This window comes from Streptomyces canus (genome assembly GCF_041435015.1).
GTDB classification, from domain to species: domain Bacteria; phylum Actinomycetota; class Actinomycetes; order Streptomycetales; family Streptomycetaceae; genus Streptomyces; species Streptomyces canus_G.
In genome coordinates this window covers 13,739-26,192 of sequence record NZ_CP107989.1, presented here as the reverse complement: position 1 = coordinate 26,192, position 12,454 = coordinate 13,739, and the positions used below count along the sequence as shown (strand labels likewise).

Below are 12,454 nucleotides of genomic sequence, written 5' to 3'. Positions count from 1 at the left end.
GCGGTAATCAGCGAGGATGGCATCCGGAAGCGGTTCGTTGTGATGAGGCGTCAGACACCTCCATCATCACGAACCGCTTCCTTCAGTTGATCACCTACCCCCACCCCGACAACCCGCCCTCACCCGGCAGCGGCATCTCACCGCCCGAGAACGCACGAGCCCTGGCCCGGCCACCCGTCACGACGTGGGTAGAGTCCTTGCCACCGGCGAGGCGTTCAGCCGGCCTGCCCTCACATGGTGGGCACAAAACCGCGCCGAACTGGTTAAAAGACAAGCTAAGTGCGGTTCCGTTCGATGGAACGCTTGCCCCGGTGGCGAGTTCCGTTCGCCACCGAAGGCGTAGGCGACTTCGACTCGCCGAGTTCCAATCCGCTGACCCAACGTACACGGCGACCGATGGGCGCCCCGCGTTACGCCTGGTGGAGCCGCCAGAGCCAGCGGGAGCAGACTCAGTCCCAGCAGGTCCTTTTGGCGGGTCAGTTGCAGTCGGCGCACCTACTGCAGGTCATGGAATCGCGACGGCGGGTGTACGGCGACTTCATCGCCACCATGCACCAGCTGCGCACCAAGCTCTACGAAGCCTGGGGCAGCGGCCCCGGGAGACGGCTACGGACGGCTGCTCCACGTGCTGGAGGACGAGGAGCTCAGCGAGCGGCGCTGTCACGCTGTCAGGCACTCACGCACCCAACAACGTGACAGCGCCGTCCGGACGGCTTGCCCCGAGCAGTCCGTGCAGCCTGAGCTATGCCCGGACTGCTGCCGCCTCCGCGGAGCGATCCCCGGTGAGAAGCGATGTTTCGGCCCAGATGACCTTGCCCTCGCGGTGTGCCGAGTGCCCCAATGACCCGCGATCTTGGCGACCAGGAGCAGTCCGCGGCCGCCCTCGTCGAAAACACGGGCCCGGCGTAGGTGCGGAGCTGTGCTACTGGAGTTGGAGACCTCGACTATGAGAGTGGACTCGAGGATCAGTCGCAGTTGAATGGGCGGCCGTCCGTACCGGATCGCGTTCGTCACCAGCTCGCTGACGATGAGCTCGGTTGCGAACGCCATCTCGACCAGACCCCAGGAGGTCAGTTGTCCGACTGCGCACGCACGGGCCTGGGCGACGATCTCCGGGTCGGAGGGGGGGTCTAGCGTGAGGACATGATCGGCATCGAGCACCCGGGTGCGGGCGACCAGAAGTGCCACGTCGTCGGGTGACCGGACGGGCCTGAGTTCCGACAGCAGCTGGTCACAGGTGTCCTCCAGCTCCGTTGAGGCCTCTTCGAGAACGTGACGCAGCAGGTCCAGGCCGGTGTCGACGTCACGAGTGCGGCTTTCGATGAGCCCATCCGTGTACAGAGCGAGCAAGCTGCCTTCTGGGAGTTGGAATTGACTCATCTCGAAGGGAAGACCGCCCAGTCCCAGTGGCGGACCGACCCGCAGCTCCGGGAAGTGCGCCCGACGGGAGACCGCGAGACCGTCGGACACCCCCGCAGGAGTGACCACCGCGGGTACAAGGTGCCCGGCACTGGCCATGGAGCACACACGGGACACGGGGTCGTACACCGCATACAGGCATGTGGCGCTGGTCTCGTCAGTGCCCTGTTCCTCCTCCTTCTGCAGGCGAATGACGACGTCGTCGAGATGCGTGAGCAGTTCGTCCGGCATCAGATCGATGTCCGCAAGGGTACGAACGGCCGTACGCAGTCGGCCCATGGTGGCTGAGGCACGCAGACCACGGCCGACCACGTCCCCGACGACCAGGGCGACACGGCCTCCGGACAGGGGAATGACGTCGTACCAGTCGCCGCCCACCTCGGCCCGGGCCTCACAGGGAAGGTAGCGGACCGCGGTCTCGACAGCCGAGTGCTGGGGCACGCGCCTTGGCAGCAAGCTGTGCTGGAGAGTCAGTGCGGTCGAACGCTCGCGGGCGAACTGGCGCGCATTGTCGATGTGGACCGCAGCTCGGGATGCGATCTCCTGAGCGAGGAGCAGGCGATACCGGACCCCATGAGGCCGCAGCCGACCACGCCGGGCCGGGCGGGTGACGGAATCCATGGGGGGTCCTACCTTTCAGACGTGACGGCGGTACTGGCCGCCGACCTCGAAGAAGGCGCAGGTGATCTGCTGGAGCGAGCAGACCCGGGCGGCGTCCATGAGGACGGCGCACACGGCCCTGACCGCCGCGTCCTTGAGGGCGGTCAGGGCCGTGTGCGCCGGCTCCTGGTGGCGGGCCTGAAAGTCCTGGACGCGCTTGAGCTGGCTGCGCTTCATGTCCGCCTGCACCGTGCCGCGCACGGTGTGCCGCCACCTGGTCACGGGCCGACTTGAGGACGGACTCGTCCCTGGCGACCGAGGCGACACGGACTCCTTCAGCGGCAAACGCCTGGGCTGCCGTCAAGCCGATTCCACGACCCCCACCTGTGACGATCGCCCGCTTGCCGCCGAGCCGAAGGTCCATCACTCTTCCTTTCGCCGTCGTGAGGCCGGGCTCACAGGCCCAGGAAATCAAGCTCGTTCGTCCGAGGACGCGGTCCGCCTGCGACTCGTCGAGGACATGCTGGTCGGCCGCTGCGGCGACGGTAGCGACTACGCCGGGCCGTAGATTTCCGTGCCCACCACCTTCCGGCCTCCCTGCGTCCGGTGGCCGGATGACCGTGCGCGGCCGGAAGACCAGGCATGCCCTTATCCTGTGCACCGCCACGTACCCCGCCAACGAACGGTTCCGGGCAGTAGAACTCACCATCGGCGTAGGAGCTGCTGACAGGTAGACCGGAGTTCGAGGCCGCGCACCGCGGCCGATACGACGGAGGTGTCCTACGCCTCCCCGTATGGATCTTCGGGAGGAACGACCATGGCTGAGGTGCTTGGTCTCGGCATCACGCACTATCCGATGTTGGCGGGTGCCGACACACATATGGCGAATCTGCTCAAGAGCACCCTGAAGGATCCCGACATCCCCGCCGACCGGAAGGACGTCCGCAACTGGCCCGAGCTCGCGCAGCGTGAATGGGGAGACGACCAGGGTGTCGCCGCTGCCGCCGCCCACCGGGCCCGGTTGCTCAGCGGTCTGACCCGCTGCCGTGAGGCACTCGACGAGTTCCGTCCGGATGTCGTCGTGGTCTGGGGCGACGACCAGTACGAGAACTTCCGCGAGGAAGTCATCCCCTCATTCTGCGTGTTGGCCTACGACGACACCGAGGTCGAGGCATTCGCCGTACTGGACATGATCAAGGTGCCGAACGCCTGGGGCCTGCCCAACGACACCACCTACCGGATGCGTGGCCTGCCGGCCTTCGCCAAGCAGCTCGCGACGGACGTGCTCACCTCAGGGGTGGACGTCGCCTACTCCTACGAGCATCGCAAGGGCGTCCATTTCCCGCACGCGTTCGCCAACACGCAGATCTTCCTCGACTACGAGCACGTGGGAAAGGAATTCCCGTACCCGATCGTGCCCATCGCGGTGAACTGTTACGGCGAGCACGTCATCGCCCGGCAGGGCGGCATGGCCAAGTTCGCCGACATCAAGGCCGGTGAGCAGCTCGACCCGCCGGGTCCGTCGCCGGTGCGCTGCTTCGAGCTGGGCCGGGCGGTGGCGCGTTCGGTGGCGGCCGGCGACAAGCGTGTGGCGCTGGTCGCGTCGGCGAGCTGGTCCCATGCCTTCCTCAACGACAAGGACTGGCACCTGCGCCCGGACTCCGACGCCGATATCAGGCTCTACGACGCCCTCGTCGCGGGTGACTACGACACCTGGCAGAAGGTGACCACGCGAGAGGTGGTCGACGCCGGCCAGCACGAGATGCTCAACTGGTTCTGTCTGCTGGGTGCGATGTCGGAACTCGGTCTCGAACTGCAGTGGAGCGACTTCGTCCAGACGGAGATCCTCAACTCCAACAAGGTCTTCGCGCTGTACCAGTGACGACGTTCTCGCGCGACGTGTGGCCGCCACCGCGGGTCATGCGTCGCGCGGGAACCAGCGGGCGTGTTCCGGCAACTGCTGCTTGAGCTCCTTGGCCAGTTGTGCGGTGGTGTCCCGAAGCACGGTCCCGGTCTTGGGGTCGAGCTCCACGTCGGACGGATAGGCCACGGAGAGCGCACCCACGGCAAAGCCCCGCACCACGATCGGCGCGGCGACACAGGCCAGGCCCAGCCTGGCCTCCTCGCGTTCACGAGCCAGTTCGCCCTGGCGGATGCGCCGCAGCTCGGGGATCAGCTTGTCGACGCCTGTGATGGTGTGCGGTGTCAGGCCGGGGAGAGGGCTGGGCAGGAAGTGCTTCAGGTCTTCCAGGTTCTCGTGCGCCAGCATGGCCTTGCCCACGGCAGTGCAGCTGGCCGGCAACCGTACACCGACACCGTCCGGGTCGGACGATTTGCTGTTGCGCGCCACCTTTTCCAGGTACACGACATCGAACTGGCGCAGGACCCCCAGTTGCACGGTGTGTCCCGTCCATCGGTGAAGCCTGGCCATGTGCGGCATGGCCGCATCCCGCATGACGCCCGCCGGAGTGGTGCTGCCCAACTGGAACAGCTCGATCCCGATCCGGTACCCGGCGCGGTGGTGCTCGATCGCGCCCAGTTCGATCAACCGGGCCAGCAGCCGGTGCACGGTGGACTTGGGCAGCCCCGAGGCACGGGAGAGCTCCGTCAGGGTCATCACGCGTTCATGACTGTTGAACGCCCGCAGCACGTCGAAAGCCTTGGAGAGGATCGACGGCGGATTCTCGGCGATCAGCATCAGCCCTCCGTTCGGCCTGGCACATACGAGGGACCGCACACCCAGGTTTCGTCCGCATCTCAGCAGTATGAAACCCCCACCCAGGCCGTGCGGTCCAGGTTCCAGCCACTGGAACACTCCATGTCATCCCTGGTCACCGGTCCGTAGCGTAAGTAGACGGCTTGCTCTGCGCTCGCGCAGCCGATGAGGCGGAAAGGAGAAGCCGCTATGCAGGACGCACAGGTCGTCGTCGCAGGAGCTGGCCCCGTGGGGCTGCTCACTGCCCTGGGACTGGCCAGGGCAGGCCTGGACGTCACGGTGCTCGAAGCAGCGTCCGGGATCGAGCCGCGACCGTACGACATGGTCTACCACTGGGCGGTTCTGCCCGGGCTGGAGGACCTCGGCCTCCTCGAGGAGCTCTGCCAGGCCGGCGTCGTGGCACACACCAGATCCTTCGTCGTTCCAAGCACCGGTGAGCGGTTGGTCCTCGACCTGCGGTCCCTCACGGACGAGGTCGAGCATCCTTTCGAGTTGCTCGTCCCGTCCCATGTGCTGGCCAGGATCGTGGTCGACCGGCTGGCCCGCCATCCCCGGGTCAGGTTCGAATGGGGCACACGCCTGACCGATGTGTGGCAAGACTCGCACGGCGTAACTGCGACGGCAGATACCCCGCACGTCGTCTCCACCCTGCGGGCAGCGTGGCTGGTCGGTGCCGACGGGGCGCACAGCCAGGTCCGGCGGTCGCTGGGCATGGGCTTCCCCGGCGTGACCTGGCCCAAGCGGTTCGTGGCCGCCGATATCCGGTTCGACCTCGCCGGGCTCGGGATGTCTCCCTCCTCTTGGCAGCTCGATCTCGACAACGGCGCGCTGATCGGTCTGGCCGACGACACGGGCCTGTGGCGGTACACCTTCGCGGAGAGCCGGCTGCTGCCGGAGGAGACGATCGCCGACCGCATGTCCGCCGTGTTCAAGGCCGTGCTGCCGCACGGGGCCGACCCGCTGCTGGAGAGCTGGGCGGCCTCCAGGGTCCATGAGCGTGCGGCCGAGAGCTTCCGGTCGGGACGGGTCGTACTCGCCGGAGACGCCGCCCACGTCACCAACCCGAGCCGTGGCTTCGGCCTGGCCTGCGGGGTCTTCGAGGCCCTCGTACTCGCCCGGCTGCTGGCCTCCGTGGTGCACGGCGACGCGGACCACACGGTTCTCGACCAGTACGCGGAGGACCGCCGCAAGGTCTTCGAGGAGTCCGTGTCCCCGCTGTCGGCGCAGGCCATGCGTCTGCTGTTCCTCACCGAGAGCCCGGAGCGGTTCGCTGAGGGAGTCGAGCACTGCCGCCGTATGGCCGCCGATCCGCACCTGCTCCGCGGCCACCTCCTCGAGAGCCTGGAACTGCGCGGCACGTTGTTTCTTCCATGAGACGTTTCTGCCGTGAGACCGGCAGGGAGGCCCACAGCGTTGCGCTGTGGGCCTCACCGTCGCTGAGCCGGCTCGCGCTCAGCCGACGACGAACACCTTGCCGTCGTCGATCTCTGTCGCGTACGTCCGGAGCGCCACGGTGGCGGGGAAGCAGAGTGCCTCGCCCGTGCGGATGTCGAACCGCGCCATGTGCAGCGGGCAGGTCACCTCGCAACCCTCCAGGTCGCTGTCGGACCCGAGCGACCACTTCTCGTGGGTGCAGGTGTCGGCCGTCGCGTAGAACTCGCCTTCCTCCGTGTGGTACACGGCGATCGGCGGGTCCCCGGGCACGGTGATGGCCGTGCCCGGCGCAACGTCCTCGGCCAGGCAGGCGAAGCGGCGTTCGGTGGTCATGACCCAAGCCGTCCTTCCTGACCCGAGCCGGAGAGCCAGGGCCAGTACTTGGCGGTGGCTCCGCCGTCGACGGTGATGTTGCTTCCGGTGATCATCGAGGACTCGTCCGAGGCGAGGAACACCACCGCGGGGACGTAGTCCTGGGGAGTGGGCAGCCGGCCCATCGGGAAAAGACCCTGGAAATCCATCGGGTACTCGCTGGGCCCGGCCATCAGTCCCACGAGTTCACGGGCCTGTTCGGGGTCGTCGGGAAGGGTCACGGTGGGGGTGAAGCCGTTGACCCGGATGCTGTGGCGGGCGAGTTCCATGGCGGCGGAGCGGGTGAAGTTGATCAGCCCGCTCTTGCCGGTGGAGTAGCCGATGTTGCCCGGTTCACCCTGCCAGGCCGCCGTGGACAGGATGTTGATCACGCTACCGTGAGTGCCGGCGTCAATCATGTGCATGGCGACTTCGCGGGTGAAGAGGAAGGATCCGCCAAGGATCACGTCGAGCTGCCGACGGTAGTCCTCGACGGTCATCGTCAGCAGCCCGCGCTTGTGGAACCACACGGCGCTGTTGACCAGGATGTCCACGCGCCCCCAACGGGCCACCGCCTGCTCCACGACCTCCGGGGCGTGCGCCGGGTCGGTGACGTCGCCGATGGCGGCGATCGCCTCGCCGCCCGCCGCCTCGATGGCCGCGACGGACGGCTTGACCGACTCCTCGTCGAGCCCGGTGCACACCACCCGGGCGCCCTCGGCGGCGAGTCCCGCCGCTATGGCACCGCCGATGAGCGGGCCGGTACCGGTCACGATCGCGACCTTGTCCTGCAGGCGGTTCACAGGATCACGCTCACCTTGCCGTGCGGGTGCAGCGCGTCGAGGTCGAGTACGGACTTGCGGAGCTCGTAGCGGAAAGATCCGTCCTCGTCCTGGAGCAGGATGTGCCGGTACTGGCCGACATACGTGTCGACCGTGCCCGAACGCACCCGGTACACCGCGAAGTTGGCAGTGACGGTCAGCCGTCCGTCGGTGGCGTCGGTGACCCGCACATTGGTGATCAGGTGCCGGGTACGGGAGTGCGGGTACTCGGCGTGTGCGGCGCGGGTGAGCAGCGAGTTCACCCGCTGCTCCAGCAGGAAGCGGTCGTCCTGGATGAGGAAGAGATCCCGCGCGGGGTCGCCGTCCGGCTTGTCGGTGGACGGAACCTGGTACTGCCCGTGCGGGGCGAACAGCTCCAGCCACTCGTGCAGCCGCCATGTGTCGAGCAGCTCGGCCTCCTCGTAGAGGTAGCGTTCCACCGAGCGGACCAGGCTGTCGGGGACATGCGCCGGTGCGATCGGCGGGGTGGGGGCTTGGGTGGCCATTGCGACTCCTTGTTACGTGTCTGCGCTCGGTTCAGCCGACCAGTCGGCCCATGAGTGAGCGGCCGGCGATGATGCGCTGGATCTGGCCCGACCCCTCGAAGATGTCCATGATCTTCATGTCCCGGTACCACTTCTCCAGGAGCAGTTCCTTGCTCCAGCCCTCGGGCCCCAGGAGCTGGATGCAGCGCCGGACCACGCGCTCGCAGGACTGCGGCGCGTAGCCCTTGGCCGCGGCGGCGGCCGCGGTGTCGCTGCGGTCCTTGCCGATGTCGACGAGATACTGGGCGCGCAGGACGAGTCGGCGGCCCCGCTCCAGCGTGTACTCCATGTTCTCCAGCTCGGTCTCGATCTGGGACCACCGCTGCGGAGTGAACCCCGCCTTCTGCCCGACCAGGAGGCCCTTGGTGACATCCAGCGACGCCTGGGCCAGGGCGATGGCCATGGAGGAGATGCGAGGACGGTTGTGGACCAGAGCGGCGAACGCACCGCTGCGGCCGCTGGCCCTGGTCTCCGCTTCGCCCTCGGCCGTCCAGCCGAGCCGGTTCTCCAGCGGGACCACACAGTTGTCGAAGAACAGTTCGGACGTCACCCAGCTGCGGATGCCCAGCTTGCTCTCGCTGACCTTGGGAACGGTGAAGCCCGGCGTTCCCTTGGGCACCACGAAGGAGCTGATGCCCTTGGCGCCCAGCGACTTGTCGACCGTGGCGAACACGGTGACGTACTCACCGGTGGCTCCGTTGGTGCAGAAGATCTTGGTGCCGTTGATCACCCAGGTGTCGTCCTCGCGGGTCGCGGTGGTGGACACCAGGGAGGTGTCCGAACCGAAGCCCGGCTCGGTGAGTGCGAAGCCCGTCGGGGCGCCCCCCTCCACGATGGGGTCGTACCACTTGGCGACCTGCTCGGGCGTGCCCATGGCTTCCACGACCAGTTCGCCGATGCCGCCGCCCAGCACGGGCGGCACCCACACGTCGCCGTAGACGAGCGCTTCCGTGATCACCGCCTTGGACACATAGCCGCCCTCCTCGAAGTCCGGTACGGAACCCTCTTCGGGCTTGTCGGCGCGGCCGAGCGGGACCGGGCTGGTGTCGAGGATCTCGGCCCAGTTCGCCGGCGGGGCGTGCCGGTCGTCGGCCTCTCGCGCGTAGGGCCGGCACTCGGCGACCGACCATTCACGTACCGTATTGGCGTAGTCGGCCAGTTCCTTGCTGATCTCGAAGGGCAGGCTCATGACTCCTCGTTCTCTGTGATCGGGTCTGTGGGGCGCTCAGAGCGCGGGGGTGAAGGCCGACCGCAGCGGGTCGAAGTCGATGGCGGAGAGCGCTGCCGCGCTCCGGTACCACTGCTCGACCGGGTGCTCGTCGATGAAGCCATGGCCGCCGAGTGTCTGTACGGCGGTCCGCGTCGCCTCTGCGGCCACCTCACTGGCGTAGTTCACGGCTCGGGTAACGGCGGGTGCGCCCTCGGTGTACCGCTCCGCGTCGACCAGGACAGCCGCCTCGAACACCTCAGCGCGCACTTCGTAGATCCGCATCAGCGCTTCGGCCAGCGGGAAGGCGACGCCCTGGAATCCGGCGATCGGCTTTCCAAAGGCGACACGCTCGGTGGCGTAGGCCGACGCGTACTCCACCGCGCGCGTCGCGGTGCCCACCTGAGCCGCGGCCAGGGCCAGACGCAGGCGGTGCACGGTTCCGGCGAGTTCTTCGCCGTCGATCGCCGCGGCGGCCGCCAAGGTCACGTCGAACGACACGGTGGCCAGGGCGGCGGCATCCAGCGCGAGGCCGGGTGTCGTTCCCCGCACGCTGACTCCGGCGGCCGAGACGGGTACGAGCGAGGCGCGCAGCGCCCCGGTGTCCGCGTCGCGGCCCACCACGATCAGGGGGTCGGCCGTCTCGGCGAACGCTACGGCGACCTTGCGGCCCTTGACGCGCACGGTTCCGTCGGGCGCGGTGCTGATGGTGGTGGTGAAGTCCTCGGGGCCACGCCCGTATCCCTCGTAGAGGGCGACGGCGCTGCGGGCCTTGGGGTCCTCGCTCAGGCGGGCAAGGCCGGCGGTCTGCTCCGGCGAACCGTGACGGGACAGCAGCAGCGCGGGAGCGCCACCCCACAAGGCCGCCATCGTGAGACCGGGATCGCCGTACGCCAGGTTCTCGATGGCGATCATCTGCGTCACTGTGTCCGGAATCCCCCCGCCGCCGAGTTCCTCCGACAGCGGCATGGTCAGACCGGTGTCCACCAGGGTCCGCCACACGTCGTCCGGTACGGCTCGTTCCTCCTCCGCCTTCCGCGCTGCGGGGGCCAGAACGTCGAGTCCGATGGCGCGGGTGAGTTCGGCGACGGCGAGATGCTCTTCAGTGGGCTGTAGATCCATGATCGACTCTCTGCTTTCGGTTGGAGGGGCTATTTGGCCTCTGCGGTCGCGGAGGCCGACCGCTGCCGCTGTCCGGCGAAGAAGTCCGGAAGCGGGGCCTGCGGTTCTTCGGGGAGTGCCTCCCCCGTGACCAGCTCGTGCCAGCGGCGCCACCACGTGCGCATCTGGTATTCGCCGTTCATCCCCTTGTGAGGCGTGTGCATCCCACGGGAGATGTCGGACCAGGGCAGTTCCCGCTGGGCCGCGTAGGACCGCTGGCACGTCTCCAGCGCCTCCACGTCGTCGGGCGAGGCGAGTCCGCCCGGGCCCCAGAAGGTGAGGAAGTTGTCCAGGCGCTGCCTGTGCAGTTCCTCGCCCTCCTCCGGTGGCACCAGCTGCCAGGCACTGACTTCCATGTAGTCGGGCGTGACGGGCTCGATCCTGCGGATCAGCACGCCCATGACCAGGTCGATGACTACCAGGTTGGGGAAGATCACCAGGTTGCGGGTGCCGCCCATGCGATCCACCCACGCGTCGCCGTGCGTCTGACGGAGCCGCTCGAAGTGTTCGGCCTTCTCGTGTTTGGCCTCCTCGGACAGCGGCCGTCCCAGCGCGGCGCCGCTCGCGGGAGTGCCGGCCATGACGGCGTGGCCACCGCCCAGGTTGACGGCTATGGAGTTCGAGGCGAAGGAGATGTCGGCCTTGCCGTGGGCGGCGGTGATCATCTCCAGATAGCGTTGATGGGTGGAGACGAGGTGGTAGCCGTCGTAACTGTTCTCCGTCAGGAGCTTCCAGTTGGCCTTCACCGAGTACTCGTGCGTGCCCGGCAGGACCCTCATGCCGACCTCGGACTGGTCGGACACCAGGTCCAGGTACTCCTTGGCGCCCGCCAGGTAGGTGGGGAGATCGACGATGTCCGGATCGAAGCTGACGAAGACGAAACCGCGGTAGGAGCCGACCTTCGCGGGAGCCGCCAGCCCCGGTCGCTCGAAGCCGGCCCCGTAGCCTGCGTCGTCGGGGATCGAGACGACCTCGCCCGAGTTGTTGAAGCTCCAGCCGTGGTAGAAGCAGGTCATGAAGCGAGCGTTGCCCTTCGGCTCACGGCACAGCATCGCACCGCGGTGGGGGCAGGAGTTGACCCAGACCCTCACCTTCCCCTTGGCGTCCCGGGCCAGGATCAGCGGCCGCCCGGCCACGGTTCGGGTGACGTAGTCGTTGGGCTTGGCGAGTTCGGTCTCGTGACCGATGTAGAGCCAGCTGTGGTCGAAGATGCGCTCGCGCTCCACGGCGAACACAGCCGGATCCGTCATGACCTTCCGGTTCACCCTGAAGCGGGGGATTTCCTGGTCGACCTCGATGTATTCAGACACCTGTAGTCCGTCCTTTCCTGTCCCAATGGCACCGTGCCGTGGAGCTGCATGTGGCGCTCCCCCCGGTTCCGGCGGCTGGAACCGGGGCGTCGAATTCACAGAAGTGAAAGGAATTACGCGCGGGCCGCGCTTGCGACACGTCTTTGCCATTCCGCGGCCAATGGCGTGGGCCGCGGCACCACGCGCCGATCGAGCCACTCGATGGTTCGCTGCCACGCGTCGAAAGAGGCCACGTGCGCCAGGGTCTCGCGGGCGTCGCGATAGAAATCTCGGGCGACGCCCGGATAGGTGACCACTTCCGTGTGGGCCGGCGAGCCGCCCAGGTACGAGCCCAGCCTGGCCAGGGCGTCCGCAGGGGCACCGGGGTCCTGCTGACCGAACAGTCCGAGCCACGGCGTCCGGACGTGCCGGGCCACTTGGATCAGCGGCGGCAGGGCGTCGGACCATGCGTCCGCCACTCCGGACGGGGCGATGCTCACCGCCGCGCCGAGTGCGAACTCGGCGGTGGCCAAGAGTGCCGTCCGGCCCCCGAAGCCGTAGCCGACGAGGCCCACCTGCGCCGGCGACCAGCCGCGTTCACCCAACCGCCCCACCAGCACGGCGACGTCGCTCACCAGATCCCGGTCGGTCGTGCCGGTCGGGTCGCCACCGGTGGGCGACAGGTCGACGGCGACGGACTCGTATCCGTGCTCGGCCAGTCCGTTCATGAACCCGGCGGCGTCCCGTTCCAGGGCGCCGGCGTCGCAGAGCACGATCGCCGCGCCTCTCGGGACACCGCCGAGCTCGATCCGGGCCACCGGCAGCGACCTACCTGATCCATGCCTGAACGAGTCCTCCGCAACACTCGGCTCGATCCGCGGAAATGCGATGTCCATGCGCATGTACCTCCA

10 protein-coding genes and 3 pseudogenes are annotated in these 12,454 nt (G+C 67.8%); 2 read left to right on the top strand and 11 right to left on the bottom strand.

Features of this window, described 5'->3' with window-relative positions; translation table 11 throughout:
- Positions 1 to 742: 742 nt before the first annotated feature.
- The 3 pseudogenes from OG841_RS00120 to OG841_RS00110 form a co-directional block, all read right to left on the bottom strand.
- A pseudogene (locus tag OG841_RS00120) lies at positions 743 to 1,977 on the bottom strand (SpoIIE family protein phosphatase); the annotation flags it as partial.
- 78 nt (positions 1,978 to 2,055) lie between these two features.
- Positions 2,056 to 2,253, bottom strand: a pseudogene (locus OG841_RS00115) (hypothetical protein); the annotation flags it as partial.
- Between the two features lie 88 nt (positions 2,254 to 2,341).
- A pseudogene (locus tag OG841_RS00110) lies at positions 2,342 to 2,443 on the bottom strand (3-oxoacyl-ACP reductase); the annotation flags it as partial.
- A gap of 393 nt (positions 2,444 to 2,836) precedes the next feature.
- On the opposite strand from OG841_RS00110, the gene OG841_RS00105 reads away from it, so the two are divergent.
- Positions 2,837 to 3,901, top strand: coding sequence for an extradiol ring-cleavage dioxygenase (locus OG841_RS00105; protein ID WP_328643411.1), 1,065 nt, complete (start codon positions 2,837 to 2,839; stop codon positions 3,899 to 3,901).
- 36 nt (positions 3,902 to 3,937) lie between these two features.
- Here the strand turns inward: OG841_RS00105 and OG841_RS00100 are convergent, their stop codons facing one another.
- On the bottom strand, positions 3,938 to 4,717 hold the full coding sequence (locus OG841_RS00100) for an IclR family transcriptional regulator (protein ID WP_328643412.1): 780 nt from the start codon (positions 4,715 to 4,717) through the stop codon (positions 3,938 to 3,940).
- Positions 4,718 to 4,924: 207 nt separating this feature from the next.
- Here OG841_RS00100 and OG841_RS00095 point away from each other — a divergent pair, with 207 nt between their 5' ends.
- Positions 4,925 to 6,109 (top strand): FAD-dependent oxidoreductase, encoded by a 1,185-nt coding sequence (locus OG841_RS00095; protein ID WP_328643413.1) that lies wholly within the window; start codon positions 4,925 to 4,927, stop codon positions 6,107 to 6,109.
- 78 nt (positions 6,110 to 6,187) lie between these two features.
- Here the strand turns inward: OG841_RS00095 and OG841_RS00090 are convergent, their stop codons facing one another.
- From OG841_RS00090 to OG841_RS00060, 7 genes are all read right to left on the bottom strand, one after another.
- Complete coding sequence (locus OG841_RS00090; RefSeq protein ID WP_165340142.1) at positions 6,188 to 6,502, bottom strand: non-heme iron oxygenase ferredoxin subunit; 315 nt, start codon at positions 6,500 to 6,502, stop codon at positions 6,188 to 6,190.
- A complete protein-coding gene (locus OG841_RS00085) occupies positions 6,499 to 7,323 on the bottom strand; it encodes an SDR family NAD(P)-dependent oxidoreductase (protein WP_328643414.1) in 825 nt (274 codons plus the stop codon). The genes OG841_RS00090 and OG841_RS00085 overlap by 4 nt, the downstream gene beginning before the upstream one ends.
- Positions 7,320 to 7,847, bottom strand: coding sequence for an aromatic-ring-hydroxylating dioxygenase subunit beta (locus OG841_RS00080; RefSeq protein WP_328643415.1), 528 nt, complete (start codon positions 7,845 to 7,847; stop codon positions 7,320 to 7,322). The genes OG841_RS00085 and OG841_RS00080 overlap by 4 nt, the downstream gene beginning before the upstream one ends.
- A gap of 31 nt (positions 7,848 to 7,878) precedes the next feature.
- Positions 7,879 to 9,075 (bottom strand): acyl-CoA dehydrogenase family protein, encoded by a 1,197-nt coding sequence (locus OG841_RS00075; RefSeq protein WP_328643416.1) that lies wholly within the window; start codon positions 9,073 to 9,075, stop codon positions 7,879 to 7,881.
- Positions 9,076 to 9,111: 36 nt separating this feature from the next.
- Complete coding sequence (locus OG841_RS00070) at positions 9,112 to 10,215, bottom strand: acyl-CoA dehydrogenase family protein (protein WP_328643417.1); 1,104 nt, start codon at positions 10,213 to 10,215, stop codon at positions 9,112 to 9,114.
- Positions 10,216 to 10,244: 29 nt separating this feature from the next.
- A complete protein-coding gene (locus tag OG841_RS00065; protein WP_328635680.1) occupies positions 10,245 to 11,564 on the bottom strand; it encodes an aromatic ring-hydroxylating oxygenase subunit alpha in 1,320 nt (439 codons plus the stop codon).
- A gap of 113 nt (positions 11,565 to 11,677) precedes the next feature.
- Positions 11,678 to 12,439, bottom strand: coding sequence for a dienelactone hydrolase family protein (locus OG841_RS00060; protein ID WP_328635679.1), 762 nt, complete (start codon positions 12,437 to 12,439; stop codon positions 11,678 to 11,680).
- Positions 12,440 to 12,454: the final 15 nt, after the last annotated feature.

Excerpts from the sequence above, each read along its gene's own strand:
- OG841_RS00105 (WP_328643411.1), top strand. The coding sequence starts at position 2,837 with ATGGCTGAGGTGCTTGGTCTCGGCATCACGCACTATCCGATGTTGGCG.
- OG841_RS00100 (WP_328643412.1), bottom strand. The coding sequence starts at position 4,717 with ATGCTGATCGCCGAGAATCCGCCGTCGATCCTCTCCAAGGCTTTCGAC.
- OG841_RS00095 (WP_328643413.1), top strand. The coding sequence starts at position 4,925 with ATGCAGGACGCACAGGTCGTCGTCGCAGGAGCTGGCCCCGTGGGGCTG.
- OG841_RS00090 (WP_165340142.1), bottom strand. The coding sequence starts at position 6,502 with ATGACCACCGAACGCCGCTTCGCCTGCCTGGCCGAGGACGTTGCGCCG.
- OG841_RS00080 (WP_328643415.1), bottom strand. The coding sequence starts at position 7,847 with ATGGCCACCCAAGCCCCCACCCCGCCGATCGCACCGGCGCATGTCCCC.
- OG841_RS00075 (WP_328643416.1), bottom strand. The coding sequence starts at position 9,075 with ATGAGCCTGCCCTTCGAGATCAGCAAGGAACTGGCCGACTACGCCAAT.
- OG841_RS00070 (WP_328643417.1), bottom strand. The coding sequence starts at position 10,215 with ATGGATCTACAGCCCACTGAAGAGCATCTCGCCGTCGCCGAACTCACC.
- OG841_RS00060 (WP_328635679.1), bottom strand. The coding sequence starts at position 12,439 with ATGGACATCGCATTTCCGCGGATCGAGCCGAGTGTTGCGGAGGACTCG.